This window comes from Arachidicoccus ginsenosidivorans, assembly GCF_007971385.1.
Classification (GTDB): Bacteria; Bacteroidota; Bacteroidia; order Chitinophagales; family Chitinophagaceae; genus Arachidicoccus; species Arachidicoccus ginsenosidivorans.
Genome location: NZ_CP042434.1, coordinates 1,740,804 through 1,758,092, shown reverse-complemented (window position 1 = coordinate 1,758,092; position 17,289 = coordinate 1,740,804). Strand labels below are relative to the sequence as shown.

Here is a 17,289-nt window from a genome sequence, read left to right as displayed (position 1 = left end):
AATTTTAAGTGTTTAAAAAAAATAGGCGGTCTTCAAATGTTTTTTATACTTTTGAGTAGTATAGAGTAGTATAATAGTAATGATCTAATTAAATCGTTACTGATGCAATCTTGGAATTTAATTTTAACGTAATGGAACACCTCTTATAGATGGAAGATGTATTTAAAGAATTTCGTAAACTGAGTAATGTGTTGGATATGTCTAAACATGAACAGTTTATACAAGGTATTTTAAATGCGATTCATAATAAATCGCTTGTACAAGGGGATAAGCTACCTTCAGTAAATGAGTTTATGAAGGAAACAAATTATGCTAGAGAAACGATTGCAAAAGGTTATAAAGAATTGGTTCGCAGAGGAGTTGTAGAATCTAAAAACCGGGTTGGTTTTTTTGTTTCGAATAAAAATGTACAGCAAGAACTTAGGGTTGCTTTAGTTTTGTTTGCTTTTGATACTTTTCAAGAGACCTTCTATAAAACCTTCCGTAATCGCCTGGGAGAAAACATACAGATAGACGTCTTTTTCCATCACAATAATATAATGGTTTTCGAGAATGTCATCGCGTCAATCAGAGGGAAATATGGAATGTATGTTGTAGCGCCGATTCCTAATGAGAAAACTGCAGATATCCTCATGACCTTGCCAATGGATAAGTTTTTGATGATAGATCGGTATGAAAAGCTGGATGTGGACTTTAATTATGTAACTCAAGAATTTAAAAAAGCAAGCTATCTTGCTTTTTCAGAGTTGGCAGACACCATACGGAAATTTAAAAAGATGTTTTATTATCACCGGCCGGCCTCTGATACACCTATTGAAATTTTAAAGGCATTTAATAAATTTGTTCGCGACTTTGCTATTCCTCATGAAATTTGTGCTGAATATATCCCAGGTTCTTTAAAGAAGGGTGGTGTGTATTTTACCATCAATAATACAGAGTTGTGGGCTATGTTGAAAGATTGTAAACTCCAAAACCTTGTTATCGGAAAAGACGTAGGCATTCTGTCACATAACGATGATATTGTAAAAGAGATAATTTGTGATGGAATCACCACTTATTCTACAGATTTTCCGTTAATGGCCAAAAAGGCCGCTGATTTTGTGTTAAATCGCGAACCAATCAGAGAGATCATTCCGACAGTACTCATCAGACGCACCTCCTTATAAATAGTTTTTGATAATTTTTCAATGTCTAATATCTTAGAATGAAGGGATTTTAGGCCTTAAATGGTTGATTGTTAATTTCCTAAATTTTTTTTGGCCGCTTTAACTTTTTCTGTTTACATTTGTGAGTAGGATAGGATAGGATAGGATAGAAAATGTTTAATGCGATCATGATTATCTCAGCCCAAATATGCTGAGTTTGCGGGACTCGTTTAATATTTTAAATTTAGGTTCAATGAATACAAATCAAAATGCAGCGCAACAGCCATTCGAAAGAGCCATTCAGTTTACTAATGATGTATACGTGGATTTTGTAGCTGAAAATTCTTTTGTAAGTCAATTCTTTGTCACGTATCTGGCAAATTTACCTAAAGCCTTTAATCACCACCAGATTTTTCAAAATGGCATAAGTTTTAATATTCTGCTGTATTGCACTAGTGGATGCGGATGGTTCAGCATTGGAGATCGAGTCCATTGCATCAACCCTAATCAATATGTGTTGATTCCTGCAACGGGCTTAAGGGTGGAATATGGTGCGCAAGATGATGGATTTTGGGGTGTTTACATAGCACATTTTGATGGCCAGAATATCCACTCATTCAATGATTCCTTTGGTTTGGATCCGTTTATCTCCCCAACGGATGTAGGGGGCAATCAAAAAGGAATCGATTTATGGGAAGAAATGTATCATTTGCTGAATAAGCCTCGTACTTATTCCAATTATTTACAGGCAAATTTTTGTTTATATCACTTTCTTGGATCTTTTCTATTTCCTGCTCAAGAGGATCAAAAGGATCAGAGTGAACACTGGATCAGTGAAACGGTAAACTACATGAAAAAAATGATTCACGAAAAACTTTCAGTGGAGGATCTAGCGGAACGTCATCATTTGTCCGTTTCTTATTTTTCGTCCTTATTCAGAAAAGCCATGGGTCTTGCACCTTTAGAGTACTTTATTCAATTGAAATTACAAAGTGCCTGTTCCTTACTCAAGGAAAGAGGTCTGAAAGTGAAGGAAGTCGCGGATGCGATTGGTTATGATGATCCTTTTCATTTTTCACGTCTTTTTAAAAAACATATGCGCGTATCTCCATTAGCCTATAAATCCTTGCACAGGTCTGCACAGAGAAATACGGGGGTTCCTACAATTGGCCTGGGGATTAAGCATTCACTAATGGCAGTTTAATAGAAGCAGATAATATAATTATATTTTATAGGTTAGTCCGGGTTGTGGGTTTTTCGATAATGATAAGGTGATACACCCATACATTTCTTAAATAACCTTGAAAAATAATAAGGGTCGTCAAAGCCGAGCTCCTGACATATTATTTTTATGGAGGTTTTTGTGAAATATAAATACTGACAAGACTTTTGAATTTTAAGCTGGTTGAAATAATGGATGGGAGGAAGCCCCATTTTCTTCTTAAATAATAATGCAAAATGGGAGGCTGAAAGTCCTGATTTGAATGCAAGTTCGTCGAGCGTAAGTGACTTAGACAGGTTGTCTTTCATATACTGAATGGATTGACTGATATTGTCATTATCGTAAATATTATGATTTATTTGCTCATGGTAAATGAATCTGGACAGGAAATGTAGAAAATTGAGGTTTGTGATTTCAAGTTGAGCAGTCGTATAATTATGCTCAAACATGGACATGGTCTGATCGAACAAATGGAATATTTGTTCATTAAATGCAAAATGTTTGATCTGCAATTCTTTATTGGACCCGATACTGCGCTTAACAAGAGCCTTTGCGGTTGGTCCATTAAAATGCGCCCAATAAATGGTCCAGGGAGAATCCGCACTGCTATTATACTGATGTTGAGTATTTGGTGGAAGTATAAAATAGGTGTTTGGTGTTAGCTCGTATTGTAAACCATTGATGATTATAGATCCTTCTCCTGTTGCACAATAAATAAATATAAAATCGGGGGCCCCTTCCGGCCTGTGGATTTTATGGTGTTTGGCATTAGGATAGTAACCAATTGCCGTTAGATAAAATTGTTGGATTAGTTTGTTTTGCGCCTCTTTTGTTTGTATATCTGGAGGTAATACGATTCTTTTCTGACCGATAAATCCCTCCTCCAATGACGGAAATGGGGAATGTTGATGATTAATCATATTGTCCTTGTTTATGCTTTATAAATTTACATTTATTTGTTCAAAGATGGGGTATTATTTGGTATGAAAATGAAAGTTTATGATGCATCATGTTTAAATGCTATTGCTTTTTTACCAATAATGCGCAATTTATGTTCTTAGAGACTGCAAGGCTGAATGTGAAAAGATGATTTTTCTAAATAATTGCTGCCAGTGACTTCTAAGTCAATTTGCTTGTGAATAATAGGCGCTAGTTATAACGAAGTAATATCATATTTAAATACTTAAAGAAAACCAACAATTGAGGGCTTTATGCCTAGGACAGGTTTTATAATAATTTGAAAACTCAACCGGGCCACAATTTTGATTTGGTTTGATGCGGATTTTCTAAATAAGCAAAATATCCATCCTTTTTATTGAAATATCCATTTTATTGTTTAATTGAAGGAGGTAGTTTTGTCAAACATTCCTAAAAAGCGATTAATTATATGATGCCTCTATTTGTGGATAGGGGCAGGCTGATTATTTATTCCTTCACTTATAGATTATATCATGAAATATCTAAGCAATCCTTGTAAAAACAAGATTCGGATTATTGCATTTCAGAAAGGCTTTTTTTTAATGACGCTGATTTTACTTTGCTCGTTAATAGGTTATGGACAGAATGCTATGACAGTTCAAGGAATTGTCACTAATAAAGATTCGGGACTGCCAATAGATGGCGCTTCGGTGATGATAAAAGGTACAACTAAAGGCACAATAACTGACGACCAGGGACATTATAAGATTACAGTTAATAATGATGCGACTTTGGTGTTCTCTTATGTTGGCTTTGAAACATTGGAAAAGCCAGTTACTGGACTGGAACAATTAAATGTTTCGCTGGTTAGTGTTTCTGGTACGATGGATGTTGTGGTAGTAGCTGGAGCTATTATGAAAAAAAGTGATTTGACCGGAGCGGTGGCAACTATTTCTGCTGATCAAATTGCTGCTACACCAACTACTGACATCAATCAGGCGATTCAAGGCAAATTGCCAGGCGTTTATGTCAAATCCAGTGCTCAACCAGGTAGTGGTGCAAGCATTCAGATCCGTGGTATAAATTCGATCCAATATGGGACGAGCCCGATTTTTGTCGTTGATGGTACCATTATCGATGGGGGTATAACACGCTAAATCCAGATGATATAGAAAGTGTAACTGTTTTAAAAGACGCTTCTGCGACTGCTATTTATGGCTCTAGGGGGCCAATGGTGTTGTTTTGGTGACCACAAAATCTGGGCATAGAGGTGTAGGTAAAGTCTCTTATGATAGTTGGGTCGCATGGGACTCATTTAGCAAAAAGCTGGATTTAATGAATGGGCATGATATTTTTGATTTACGTGTGGATGCTTATGCTAACGCCTACATGGACAAAAACCCGGATGCGGATCGCCAGGATTATATTAATCGTTATTTATTAAGTGATAGCTCTATTGCCTTTGGTGCTTATGAATTAGCTGCTTACAGGAATGGAGATTCTTATGACTGGCTGGACAGGGTAACAAGAACTGGTTTTAAACAAAATCACACCATCAGTTTTTCCGGTGGGACTGAAAAAGGGACTTATTTGGTTAGTTTAAATTATACGGACCAAAATGGATTGATGCAAAAGTCAGATTATCAGCGTTATAGCGGTCGAGTTAATTTAGAACAAAATGTAAAATCATGGTTAAAGATTGGCACCCATACAACTTTTTCAAAAACGACGGAAAATGTAGTAGATGGTAGTGTCTTTAGTGCTGCACTTGGCGCAAATCCACTTTTGGCTATAGATACAACAGATCTTGCCTACCTTAAATGGTCGGATATTAAAAACCAGGATCAATATAATCCCTTACTGAGTCTGAATATTTTAAATAAACAATATTTGACTCGTGTGCTTTCCAGTAACTATATTTCTGTTACGCCTGTAAAGGATTTGGTTCTAAGATCAACCTTCTCCATTGATAATATGGACCAGCAGCAATATAAATATGTTCCTGCACATACTGGTCAAGACTTACGTAACAGTTACCACGGCAGTGCTGAACATTATAAGAGTGAAACCTTGAACCTTCAGTGGGACAATACGGCTACCTATGATTTGCATATGGGTGCCCACAGGCTGAATCTGCTAGGCGGTATGTCTATTCAGAAAAACACAAGTAATTATAATGATATTCAAGCACATGGCTTCCCCAATGATGATTTTGGGTATAAATTTCTCAATGGCGCCTATTCTAAAGACCAGACAGTCTTAGCCTCTGATTTTGTTACCACTTCATTAATGTCCTTCTATGCAAGAGCTGATTATAATTATGATCAGAAATATTTTGCAACCGCCACTGTGCGTTATGATGGTTCTTCTAAATTTGGACCGGATCACAAATGGGGGACTTTCCCCTCTATTGCCGTTGCCTGGGATATGGCTAAGGAGGATTTCATGAACGATTTTAATTGGGTTAATCAATTTAAGATCAAGGCAGGTTATGGAATTGCTGGCAATCAGAATATCCACAATTATGCCATGTATAGCTTGTACAGGCCAACTACGACAAATGGTCAGTTTGTTTATGTATCTGATGGTCGTTTGGGCAACCCTGATCTGCAATGGGAACGCCAAAAACAATTAAACCTTGGGGTAGATATGAGCTATTTGAATAATAGATTGAATGCTTCTTTTGATTATTTTAAGATCAATAACAGCAATCTATTGATGAATAAAACACTTTCTACAGTAACTGGCTTTACCAATACGGTTGCAAATGTTGGAGAATTAACCAATAAGGGAGTTGAATTCTCACTGGATTATGCCATACTCAAGGGTACTGGTTTAAACTGGAATGTGAATTTCTCCATATCCTCTTCCAAGAACAAGGTTACCGCACTTTATGCAGATGTGGATGCAATTTACAATAAGGGTGGTTACACAGGCGTAGAGATTCAGCCAACTGGAAATCTGTTTTTGGGTCAGCCAGTAAATTCGATCTATTTATATAAATTTAAAAAGATCGCGCAAGCCTCTGATATGGATCAGATTAAAAACGTAGATTATGGCGGACGGACAATCCACCCCGGTGATATAATTCCAGAGGATCTGGACGGTAATAATATCATTGATGATAATGACCGCACGGTCGTAGGGACACTGGATCCTAAATATTATGGTGGATTTGGTACAACACTTAGTTATAAAGGCTGGGCGTTTAATGCATTTTTTAATTATTCTGAAGGTGGCAAACGAATCAGCTATTTGTATAACAGCCTGATTGGATCCACGGGCATGAGTGCTGCATCCGATGATTTATTAAATCGCTGGACGCCGGAAAATACCAATACCCTGATCCCAAGAGTTGCTTATGGGGAGTCCGTTTACTCTTATGGAAATGTAGACCTGGGTGTCCAGGATGCTTCATTTATCAGATTAGCCACCTGTACATTTTCCTATACCTTCAGCAGTAAGTTAAGACCCAGTTTTTTAGATAACCTTCGACTTTATATTTCAGGTACCAACCTTCTACTTTGGACAAAGGATAAAGGTTTTGATCCAGAAACAGGTGATGACTATCCTAATTCAAAGTCCATTGTGGTCGGATTAAATCTGGCGTTCTAATTCCATTCATTCTAAACACGTAATCATGAAACGGAACATAATACCATATAGTTTATTTATTGCATTGTTATTTGGGTGTATCTCCTGCAATAAGTTCTTAGACAGGGAACCAGAAACAGCATTGACTCAGCAACAGGTATATTCCAAACTGGAGAATATCGAGCCTTTGTTGTCAGGTCTATTGACTAATTGGCGGGATATTCATAAGGATAGAGGTGGGTTCGTCTTCCAATTGGGTACAGATGAGACTCAGCAGGGTGCTTATCAGGTCATGACTGATCCGGATCAGTCTGCTTTGGATAAATATGGCAGCTATCTAGCCGCAAGCAACAATGCTTTAACCGGCCAGTGGAATCCACGTTGGCCAATTGTATCGGCCGCTGCCCAGGCAGTTTTTGCCTTGGAAAACCTCAAAGACAGTTCCAATGGAGGAAAACGAAAAGAACTTCTGGGTGAGGCGAGCTTTATCAGGGCTGCAATGATGTTTGAACTGACGCAGTATTGGGGTCGCATTCCCATAATTGATGCTGCAAAATTGAATGAACTGGGTACAGGAAGGCAGCCGCTGAAGGATATTTATACTCAAATTACGACGGATCTGACTACCGCGGTAGAGGATTTACCCGAGACACAGGCGGATAAAAAGAATATTACAAAATATGCGGCCCTATCTTTATTGGGTAAGGTCTATTTGTATGCACCTGATTCTTCTGGATTTAGGGATTTCAATAAGGCTGCAGGCTATTTTAAACAGGTAATTGATTCACATAAATATCAGTTGGTGGCCAATTTTGCTGACTTATTTGATCCTTCCAAACCCAATTCGACGGAATCTATTTATGAATTTCAGTTTAATAACGTATATCCAGATAATAATCAGATCCAATGGCAGATGGGTTCAAGGGCGCTCGCAAATATTGATGGCAATTGTTATTTTGGAGGTTATGATTTATTGGTGCCGACTAAATATTGTTATAGCGATAAGAAAGACGGGGGGATTTGGGAAACTGGTGACGTCAGAAAGGATGCAAGTATACGGTATGATTTCACCTATCATGACAGTATACATCCAACCATTCCAGCAGGATTTGGCGGAGATGAATTGGATCCACACGTAAAAAAATATGAAGATCCAAGAACGCAGGGTGTATTAAGTTTCTGGTATTCAGGAAAAGATGTTTTTTACTTGAGATATGCGGATATTTTATTGAACTATGCTGAATGTCTGAATGAACTCGGCAATACGGCTGATGCTGTAGCGATTGTCAATGATCAGGTTCGCAAACGTGCCTTCGGTGGTACGCTCCCCGATGCAGACCGTTGGAGTGCATCGATGAGTCAAGAGGAATTCAGGACGCAGATATTGGATGAAAGAATGCGGGAATTGTGTTTTGAGGGTTGGAGAAGAATGGATTTGATTCGTTCTGGAAAATTTGTTGATTTGATCAAAGCAAGAAACAAGTGGGCCAAGGAAAGTGGTACCATTCAGACCTATAATGAACTATATCCTATTCCATTAACAGAAATACTTCAAAATTCAGATATTCCAGATACTGACCAAAATCCTGGCTATAACCATTAATATTTATGGAAATAATAAAAGAACGGTGGGGTACGCTGTTAGGAAATGATATTTATCTATATACGCTTAAAAATGCCGCCGGCAGCATCGTTCAATTGACCAATTATGGGGCCAGGATTGTCAGGATAAAAGTGCCTGATAAAATGGGATGTATTGAAGATGTCGTATTAGGTTTTGATACATTGACGGCTTATTTGCAGGATAAGCAATATATGGGTGCTACTATTGGAAGATTTGCCAATAGAATCGCAGATGCCAGGTTCAAGTTGGATGATCAAATTTGGACATTGGAAGCCAATGAAGGGAAAAATAGTAATCATAGTGGGGGGTCAGGTTTTGATCACCGCGTGTTCGGGGTTACAGAAATCTCAGAGAATACGCATTTAAGTGAACCAGGTTGTCAAGTGATATTTAGCCTGGAAGATAGGCATGGCAATGGTGGTTTTCCAGGAAACCTTCAATTGAAAATAACATACTGTTGGGCGGAGCAAAGTGATAAGTTGGCAATTCATTATGAGGCAAGATCGGATCAAAAAGGTATTCTTAATCTAACCAACCACAGCTATTTTAACCTTTCAGGCAGGATGATGGGAATTGATCCTTCTATGAATTGCCTGGGGCACCACTTAGAAATAAATGCACGGAAGGCATTGGAGGTCTCTGATGATTTTATCCCGACCGGCAGGAGGATCCCCGTGGAGCACGAGGAGGTGTCTGGACTTATTTTTAACCAGTGCAAGGGGAGAAAAGACGCAGTAAGACCTGCATTTATGGCTGAAAGTAGGAAGGATTCGTGGCAGGCTCATAAAGAATTTATACAACCAGAGATATTTCGACATTTTGAAGGGATTAATTGTTGTTTTGAATTAAAGGCTGAAGATAAGCCGCTGGCGTGCAGGTTAATATGTGACGAAAGTGGCAGGCAATTGGAAGTGGAGACAAGTTATCCTGGTTTACTGGTTTATACAGGTGACGGTCTTACAAGTGAATTGCCGGGTTATATTGGTCGGTGCTATAAAGGTTTTGATGGTGTAGCCCTTGAGTGCCAATATTATCCAGACAGTCCAAATCAAATGGGTTTTCCTCCAGCGATTATTGAAAAAGATAAACCATACAAGGAATTTATAATTTTTAAATTTTCTGTGGAAAGTAAATCAAATTAACACTTAAAAGGGATTATTGAGATTCGGTAATTATGAAGCATTTAATTCGTCAATTTGGCAAAAGCAGAAAGGTATTGGCTGTACTTGAGCTATCCAGTTCTTTAGGGAAAACGCTTTGCTTAATAGGGGGTGTTTTAATCTTTTCGTTTCAATCGAAGGCTAGATTAATTATGCATTCCGCTCCTCACCCCGCACAAATAATACAAGCTCCAGTTGCCAAACAATTTAAACTTCTGTCTCCTGATAAGAATTATCGTCTCTTAATTAATATTAATAAGAATGTGACTTATCAGCTTTTCTATAAAGGGACTAAGGTGCTCAGCTCTCCTGGTATTAGCTTGGCATTATCAACAGGAAGTACACAAAGCGTTTTAGGTAAGAATGCACAGGTAATTAAAAGTAATTATAAAAAGGTCGCCAATACGGTCTACCCTGTGTACGGGGATTTTGATCAAATTGCTGATCAATATAATGAATTGACCATTGATTTTACTGAAAATTACAGTCTTGTATTTCGGGCTTATAATCAAGGAGTTGCCTATCGATTTAAAACAGATTTTACTGATTCACTTAAAGTATTGGGAGAAAAAACAGACTTTCAATTGGCTGGAGATGCATCTGCGGACATTGCAATGACTGATAATCTGACAGCCTGGGAATTACCCTATCATACCTATCCTTCCATTGGAGACATTCCGGATAGCATGCGTGCAATTACACCGGCATTATTCACGCTAAAGCAACCATCTTGCAGAATAATAATTACGGAGTCAAATGTTAGGTCTTATCCAGGAATGTATTTACGCAGAAAAGGCAATCTGCTTTGTGGATATTGGGCGGCTTATCCTAAAAAGACGGTTATGGGAAGCTGGGGAGATTTTGTATCCGTCGTAAAAGAAAGGGAAAACTATATAGCGAAAACACCAGGAAAGCATGCCTTTCCGTGGCGCGTTTTGATTGCCACAAATAATGATGGCAGCCTTTTGACCAATAAACTAATTTATTTATTAGCGGATTCAGATAAATTGAAAGACACTAGGTGGATTAAACCGGGCAAAGCTACCTGGGAATGGTGGCATGATGCAATACTTCCCGGAGTAGAGCTGCCTTCAGGTATGAATAACCGCAATACAGCTTTATATAATTATTATGTTGATTTTGCGGCAAAAAATGGATTGGAGTATTTGATGATTGATGCTGGTTGGTCAAATGTTTATGATGTTAAGCGGCCAAATCCTAAAATAGATATTAAAGAAGTCATCAACAGGGCAACATCAAAGCATGTGGGTGTATTTCTTTGGTGTGTTGCCAGTTCCTTGCTTAAAGACCTTCCTGGTAATCTGGATTATTTGGCTGGTCTGGGTATTGCTGGATTAAAAGTTGATTTTTTTGACAGAGATGATCAGGTAGCCGCTAAGTGGATGGAGCAAATAGCAGCAGAGGCAGCTAAGCGCCACCTGCTGATTGATTTCCATGGTTGTACCAAACCGTCTGGACTGGAGCGTACCTATCCAAATATCGTTAATTATGAAGCTGTCCGGGGAGCTGAGTGTGATAAATGGGATACAACAGCTAACCCTAACCATCATTTGACGATACCTTTTATTAGGATGCTTGCAGGCTCAATGGACTATACACCTGGTGCATTGCGCAACAAGACTAAATCGGCTTTCAAACCCATAGGTGCAGGTCTGCCCTCCGCTATGGGTACCAGGTGTCATGAACTTGCTATGTATGTGATCTTTGACCAGCCGCTGGCCATGTTATGCGATGCGCCCAGCGCTTATGAAAAGTCGGGTGAAGTACTGAAATTTCTTGCAGCTGTACCCACAACATTTGATGATACCAAAGTATTGGCAGGGTCACTGGGCAATTTTGCAGCGCTTGCCAAGCGTTCGGGAAATCGTTGGTTTGTTGGAGCTATGACGAATTGGGATCCACGGGATTTGCTAATAGATCTTTCCTTTTTGCCTAAAGGGAAAAAATTTGTTGCGACGATTTTAAAAGATGGGCCAAATGCCAATCAGGATGCGACAGACTATGTGGTGCAAAAGATGGAAGTGAGTAGGAGCACAAAATACAAAATCCATCTGGCATCAGGCGGTGGTACTGCCATAATTATTGTTCCCTCAAACTAAAATATATTTTTAGTATTTTAATATTAATGTATAACCAGACGCTGTAATAGCTAATTAAAAAATATATGATGAATAAAAAAATCCATTTTCACTTTTTGCCTGTGTTATGCATGCTGCTTTCTGTTGTCAGCGTAAAGGTGTCTTTTGCGCAAAATGGCGATAATGGGAAAAACAGAACAGAGAGTGTTCAATTGATTCCCATCGAGACAGCACACAGTGCGACCGTATTTGAAGTAGGTAAAGACAACCGCCTGCATATGGTATATCTGGGCAGCAAATTACCTGAAAATAAAGAATATAATCAGATTATTGGTCAATATCGTCAGGGAACGGACTATTCAGAAGTATCAGATGTTGTTTACCCCGCTTCAGGAAGTCAAAATCTTTTTGAACCAGCCATTTCTGTCAGACATGCAGATGGAAATCAGTCGTTGGATTTAAAGTTTGTAAGTGTGCAAACAAAACAAATGGATAAAGACATTAAGTTGACAGAAATTATACTTAAAGATGAAGTATATCCATTTGAAGTTCATTTATTCTATAAGACTTATTTTGCAACAGATGTGGTGGAAACCTGGGCCGACATTATGCATGAGGAAAAAGGCTCTGTGAGGATGGATAAATTTGCTTCGGCAGGGCTTTATCTGAGAGGTAGTAAATTTTGGTTGACGCATTATCATGGTGATTGGGCTAAAGAAATGAGGCCGGAGCAGACCCTGATTACACATGGCATAAAAACCTTAGACTCCAAATTAGGGAGTAGAGCAGATTTGTTTCAGCCACCGGTTTTTATGATTGCACTGGGTCAGAAGGCTAGGGAAGATGCTGGCAAAGTTATCTACGGATCCCTTGAATGGAGTGGTAATTTTCGGGTGGATCTTGAACTCGATAATCTAAATAATTTAAGGGTCATTCCTGGCATCAATAACTACGCCTCTTCTTTTGACTTACCAAAGGATAGTTTATTTACGACTGCAAAATTTTTGTACACTTTCTCTGATAGAGGGCAAGGACAAGCCAGCAGGCAATTACAAAGATGGGCCAGAGATAACAAAATCCTTGATGGCAATGGGCAAAGACTTACTTTATTGAATAACTGGGAGTCGACTTATTTTGACTTTAATGAAGACAAACTGCGTTCTCTTTTAAAAGACACAAAAAGTCTTGGTGTAGACTTGTTTTTACTGGACGATGGATGGTTTGGGAATTCATATCCGCGTAATAATGACCATGCGGGGTTGGGCGATTGGCAGGCGAATCGTAAAAAGCTGCCCAATGGGATTGCAAGCCTTGTGAAGGAAGCCACCAATATGGGGGTTAAATTTGGTATTTGGTTAGAGCCAGAAATGGTGAATCCAAAAAGTGACCTATATCACCAGCATCCTGACTGGGTCCTTAAGCAAGCAAAAAGGCCGGAATATTATTTCAGAAATCAACTGGTACTGGATTTAACCAATCCTGCTGTTCAGGATTTTATATTTCGCATAGTGGACACATTGTTTACACAGAACCCTGGTCTGGCTTACATAAAGTGGGATTGTAATGCGGTAATTTATAACGCATATTCTTTGCATGAAAGTCAGCAGGGGCGACTATATATCGATTATGTGCAGGGGTTATATAATGTGCTCAAGCGGATCCGAGCTAAATATCCTAAAATACCGATGATGTTGTGCTCTGGTGGTGGTGGACGCGTAGATTATGGTGCGTTGCAATACTTTACAGAATTTTGGCCTAGTGATAATACGGATCCACTGGAACGAATTTATATGCAGTGGGAGTATTCTTATTTCTATCCAGCTATTGCTACTGCCAATCATGTAACCAACTGGGGAAAACAGCCACTGAAGTACCGGGTAGATGTTGCTATGATGGGCAAAATGGGTTTTGATATACCTGTTCATGATTTGAGTGCCCCTGATTTGAACTTTTGCCAGGCCTCAGTAGTTAATTATAATAAGATAAAGGATATCATTTGGCATGGGGATCAATATCGTTTGCAAAGCCCCTGGACAAATGATGTAGCCAGTTTAATGTATGTAGATCGTGATAAAATGCATGGGGTTATCTTTAATTACCTGGTAAATGCACGCTATGGATCAGGAAGCCATACGCCAATCAAATGGAAAGGATTGGATCCTAATCGTAAATACCGAATTCGGGAAATTAATCTTTACCCCGGAACCACCTCAACCCTCAAGGGGGATGATGTTTTAAGTGGTGATTTTTTAATGACCATTGGCTATAATCCCAAGGTGGACGCATCAAGGTCAAGTGTGATATTGGTTGCCGATGCGGTTCAATCCTGATATTTGGATAAGCAGTAAATAGAAAGTGATTCATTTAAAAGATTCTTTAAATTGATTTTTATGGAAAATTATAATAGAACAGATGGATTTGAAGGTGAAAAAATGATCGATTTACCAGAAGCCGTATGTGAAGCCTTTTGTCAAAAGACACCGGCTTTCAATCAATTCTATATTACACATATAGGGTATTTTCCAAATGCAAAAAGGCATTATATTCAAAGAGCTAATGGATGCAAGGACAATATTTTAATTTATTGCCTGCATGGAAAAGGTTATTGTTCCATCGGCAGTCATCATTTTGATATTTTGCCCAATCAGTACCTTATTTTGCCTGCGACTTCCGATATATTGACCTATGGTGCTGATAATGAAGAGCCTTGGACGATTTATTGGGTCCATTTTACCGGACCCAATATTGAATTATTCAACCAGTCTTTAGAAATTTTTGGTTATAGGGGCCCCGTTACTTTAGCGCTCAACAAAAGAGGCCTGTCTGTATGGGAAGAGATGTATAATTGCTTAACCGGTGGGTTCAGTATTGATAATCTGAGACATGCAAATTTGTGCCTCCATCATTTTTTGGCCTCATTTTTATATCCTGAGCCGATTAATAATCAAAATGAGGACCTTAATTGCATTGAAGCAATTATTGGTTATATGGAGAAAATGATTGATTCCCGGCTTACCGTAGAGGAGATGGCAGCGCGGTTGCAGTTATCTGCTTCTTATTTTTCTACTATTTTTAAAAAAGCGACGGGTATGCCTCCTATGGATTATTTTATCCAATTAAAAATGCAGAAAGCCTGTCAATTATTATATTTGGAAAATATGAAGGTGAAAGATGTTGCGGAGGCAATAGGCTATGAGGATCCTTTTTATTTTTCTAGACAATTTAAAAAACATATGAAAATATCTCCGGTTTTGTATAAAGAAGCCTCAAGGCGACATTTGGCATAATCCTTCGATATTTTTATTGTTTATAAGTTACTTAAACTATTTCTTATGGAAGCTAATATCATAAAAAGTAATCGGGGGATTTTATCTAGGTTCCCGTTTAGTTTAAATCGTAAAAGGATAAAAGGAAGCGGCAAGCAGTTAATGACATTTTTTGTCGTTTTATTTTTATTCTTATCTTACTGTGGTATGGCAAGTCCATTACCAGGTAATAGAGATACTGTACTTAATATATCTTTTGGGACTAAAAACAAGATTGTTTACCATTTTGCCACAGGGAAATATGATGCATTGTTTTCGGGCGGTATTCAAATGATGCAAGCAGGAGCAATAGTGGGAGGTATAGACACCACTGGAAAAGTGAATACTTTGTTTGAAAGTACCAATACGACCTATCGTAACTTTACCAAATCCAGGACTAAAACCGCCTATGGGCCAGCGACTGTTTACTGTATTTACAGGAAGGACAAGACTGGCGTAATATTAGAACAAGCGTTTACGACTTTTAAGGATAAGAACTATTTTCTGGCCAGAACGAAGGTGTATCAATGCGGCCGTTCAATAAATTATTGCAGTCCTCTGGTAAATGCTAAAGTGTCACTGAACTGGGGAGGTGATAATTATGGCCTTCATAGCCCATTTGATAATGATATGTGGGCGACTTATGAAACCGAGCGTTTAGACTCCCTTAAATTTACCAGTAGTGAGGTATCGGTTATATTTAATGAGAATAGAAAGGGTCTTGTGGTTGGTTCGTTGGAGCATAAAGTCTGGAAATCTGGTATTTATTTGCAGGGTAATTCGGCCAGATCTTTCCAATTGACTGCTTTTGGCGGGTATACCGATCAGAAGCTGACTCATGATCTAAGGTCGCACGGGACGGTAGAGTCCGAGCAGGGTATAATCTCTTCTCCCCTTATAATGGTAGGTTATTTTGATGACTGGCGCAGCGGTATGGAAATTTATGGCTCCAATAATAAATTGACAGAGCCACCAGTCATAGCACCATGGAAAGGCGCTACTCCAGTAGGATGGAACAGTTGGGGCGTATTGCAGGATAAAATAGATTTGCCCTCTGCCAAAGGGGTTATTGATTTTTTGCTGATTCATGTAAGCTATATAGAACAAAAGATCATAAATTGTTTATCGATCTTGATTCTTTTTGGGATCGAATGATAGAAGGTGGATTAGATGGGAATAGCGATAAATTAAAGGCTTTTGTAAGTTATTGTAACGCTAAGGGGTTTGAGCCTGGGATTTACTGGGCCCCCTTTACTGATTGGGGTAAACAGGGTGATCGTAAAGTTGAAGGGTCTGATTACAGCTATAAGGATGTATGGACTTATATTAATGGGAAGCCGCTGGATGTGGATGGTGGCCGTGCGATGGATCCCACCCATCCTGGAACGCGTGCACGGATTGTAAAATATATTGAGTTTTTTAAATCTCTGGGTTTTAAAATGATCAAAATAGATTTTCTGGGCCATGCTACTTTAGAGGCAGATCATTATTATGACAGTCGTGTTACAACAGGGATGGAGGCTTTTTGTAATGGCATGACATTTCTGGATAGTGTGTTGGATAACAAAATGCTGACCTACGCCGCAATCTCTCCGAATCTGGCAACGGCTAGATATGTTCACATGAGACGAATTGCGTGCGATGCTTTCAAATCGATCGCCGAAACAGCTTATACTTTAAACAGTGTAACCTATGGCTGGTGGCAAGGCCACATGTATGATTTTATGGATGCCGATCATGTGGTTTTTAAGGACGCGTCAATTGGTGAGAATCGTGCAAGACTTGCATCAGCTGTTGTAACAGGAAGCCTGATAACAGGAGATGATTATAGCAAACGAGGTCCTTGGCGCACTACCGCAATGAAGTTATTGCAGAACAAGGACTTGTTGGCTATTGTCGGTAAGGACGGTAAGCCTTTTAGACCGGTGGTATTAGAAAAGGGCAAAGCACCCAGCAATGTTTTTGAAAAACGAATGGGTAATAAATTGTATTTGGGCGTATTTAATTACGGAGAAAATAAGACGACAATGAAATTATCCCTTTTGAGGCTGGGGATAAAAAGTCCAAAATCCAGTAAGATGATTATGGGGCCGTCAACAGCCAAGGCTGATTTTTCAGATGGGCAGGTGTCCATACAGTTGCCTGGTAAGGATGCAGCAATTTTTTGTCTGGATTTATGACCCATTTAGTGGTGCTGATTAGTCTTGTGAATGTTTTGATTT

General features: G+C 38.8%; 12 protein-coding genes and 1 pseudogene. 12 read left to right on the top strand and 1 reads right to left on the bottom strand.

The genetic code is table 11. The features are described 5' to 3' along the window. Positions 1-149 precede the first annotated feature (149 nt). Both FSB73_RS07255 and FSB73_RS07250 read left to right on the top strand, forming a co-directional pair. Positions 150-1,166 (top strand): GntR family transcriptional regulator, encoded by a 1,017-nt coding sequence (locus FSB73_RS07255; RefSeq protein ID WP_146780876.1) that lies wholly within the window; start codon positions 150-152, stop codon positions 1,164-1,166. A 232-nt stretch (positions 1,167-1,398) separates the two neighbouring features. Then, a complete protein-coding gene (locus FSB73_RS07250) occupies positions 1,399-2,349 on the top strand; it encodes an AraC family transcriptional regulator (protein ID WP_158639451.1) in 951 nt (316 codons plus the stop codon). A gap of 32 nt (positions 2,350-2,381) precedes the next feature. Here the strand turns inward: FSB73_RS07250 and FSB73_RS07245 are convergent, their stop codons facing one another. After that, positions 2,382-3,287 (bottom strand): AraC family transcriptional regulator, encoded by a 906-nt coding sequence (locus tag FSB73_RS07245; protein ID WP_146780874.1) that lies wholly within the window; start codon positions 3,285-3,287, stop codon positions 2,382-2,384. A 531-nt stretch (positions 3,288-3,818) separates the two neighbouring features. On the opposite strand from FSB73_RS07245, the gene FSB73_RS07240 reads away from it, so the two are divergent. The 10 genes and pseudogenes from FSB73_RS07240 to FSB73_RS07195 all read left to right on the top strand — a co-directional run bounded on the left by FSB73_RS07240 (position 3,819) and on the right by FSB73_RS07195 (position 17,247). After that, positions 3,819-4,442 carry a carboxypeptidase-like regulatory domain-containing protein gene (locus tag FSB73_RS07240; RefSeq protein WP_146780873.1) on the top strand — a complete coding sequence of 208 codons (624 nt, stop codon included), beginning with the start codon at positions 3,819-3,821 and terminating at the stop codon, positions 4,440-4,442. Positions 4,443-4,453: 11 nt separating this feature from the next. Then, positions 4,454-4,534, top strand: coding sequence for a hypothetical protein (locus FSB73_RS27505; protein WP_146788155.1), 81 nt, complete (start codon positions 4,454-4,456; stop codon positions 4,532-4,534). Continuing rightward, positions 4,522-6,900: pseudogene (locus tag FSB73_RS07230) on the top strand (SusC/RagA family TonB-linked outer membrane protein); the annotation flags it as partial. The gene FSB73_RS27505 and the pseudogene FSB73_RS07230, both read left to right, overlap by 13 nt. 25 nt (positions 6,901-6,925) lie before the next feature. Then, positions 6,926-8,482 carry a RagB/SusD family nutrient uptake outer membrane protein gene (locus FSB73_RS07225; RefSeq protein ID WP_146780871.1) on the top strand — a complete coding sequence of 519 codons (1,557 nt, stop codon included), beginning with the start codon at positions 6,926-6,928 and terminating at the stop codon, positions 8,480-8,482. Positions 8,483-8,487: 5 nt separating this feature from the next. After that, the gene (locus FSB73_RS07220; protein ID WP_146780870.1) at positions 8,488-9,645 is read left to right on the top strand and encodes an aldose epimerase family protein; all 1,158 of its coding nucleotides are present in this window, start codon (positions 8,488-8,490) and stop codon (positions 9,643-9,645) included. Positions 9,646-9,677: 32 nt separating this feature from the next. Further along, positions 9,678-11,783: a glycoside hydrolase family 97 protein gene (locus tag FSB73_RS07215; RefSeq protein WP_146780869.1), complete on the top strand. Its 2,106-nt coding sequence runs from the start codon at positions 9,678-9,680 to the stop codon at positions 11,781-11,783. Between the two features lie 65 nt (positions 11,784-11,848). Next, positions 11,849-14,092: an alpha-galactosidase gene (locus tag FSB73_RS07210; RefSeq protein ID WP_225974574.1), complete on the top strand. Its 2,244-nt coding sequence runs from the start codon at positions 11,849-11,851 to the stop codon at positions 14,090-14,092. A gap of 60 nt (positions 14,093-14,152) precedes the next feature. Beyond that, a complete protein-coding gene (locus FSB73_RS07205) occupies positions 14,153-15,049 on the top strand; it encodes an AraC family transcriptional regulator (RefSeq protein WP_146780868.1) in 897 nt (298 codons plus the stop codon). A 186-nt stretch (positions 15,050-15,235) separates the two neighbouring features. Further along, positions 15,236-16,222: a hypothetical protein gene (locus FSB73_RS07200; protein WP_146780867.1), complete on the top strand. Its 987-nt coding sequence runs from the start codon at positions 15,236-15,238 to the stop codon at positions 16,220-16,222. Further along, positions 16,186-17,247 (top strand): alpha-amylase family protein, encoded by a 1,062-nt coding sequence (locus tag FSB73_RS07195; RefSeq protein ID WP_146780866.1) that lies wholly within the window; start codon positions 16,186-16,188, stop codon positions 17,245-17,247. The genes FSB73_RS07200 and FSB73_RS07195 overlap by 37 nt, the downstream gene beginning before the upstream one ends. Positions 17,248-17,289: the final 42 nt, after the last annotated feature.

What these genes read in the sequence shown, in the direction of transcription:
- FSB73_RS07245 (WP_146780874.1), bottom strand. Translation starts at nt 3,287, where the DNA reads ATGATTAATCATCAACATTCCCCATTTCCGTCATTGGAGGAGGGATTT.
- FSB73_RS07250 (WP_158639451.1), top strand. Translation starts at nt 1,399, where the DNA reads ATGAATACAAATCAAAATGCAGCGCAACAGCCATTCGAAAGAGCCATT.
- FSB73_RS07240 (WP_146780873.1), top strand. Translation starts at nt 3,819, where the DNA reads ATGAAATATCTAAGCAATCCTTGTAAAAACAAGATTCGGATTATTGCA.
- FSB73_RS07215 (WP_146780869.1), top strand. Translation starts at nt 9,678, where the DNA reads ATGAAGCATTTAATTCGTCAATTTGGCAAAAGCAGAAAGGTATTGGCT.
- FSB73_RS07220 (WP_146780870.1), top strand. Translation starts at nt 8,488, where the DNA reads ATGGAAATAATAAAAGAACGGTGGGGTACGCTGTTAGGAAATGATATT.
- FSB73_RS07210 (WP_225974574.1), top strand. Translation starts at nt 11,849, where the DNA reads ATGATGAATAAAAAAATCCATTTTCACTTTTTGCCTGTGTTATGCATG.
- FSB73_RS07200 (WP_146780867.1), top strand. Translation starts at nt 15,236, where the DNA reads ATGGCAAGTCCATTACCAGGTAATAGAGATACTGTACTTAATATATCT.
- FSB73_RS07255 (WP_146780876.1), top strand. Translation starts at nt 150, where the DNA reads ATGGAAGATGTATTTAAAGAATTTCGTAAACTGAGTAATGTGTTGGAT.
- FSB73_RS07205 (WP_146780868.1), top strand. Translation starts at nt 14,153, where the DNA reads ATGGAAAATTATAATAGAACAGATGGATTTGAAGGTGAAAAAATGATC.
- FSB73_RS07225 (WP_146780871.1), top strand. Translation starts at nt 6,926, where the DNA reads ATGAAACGGAACATAATACCATATAGTTTATTTATTGCATTGTTATTT.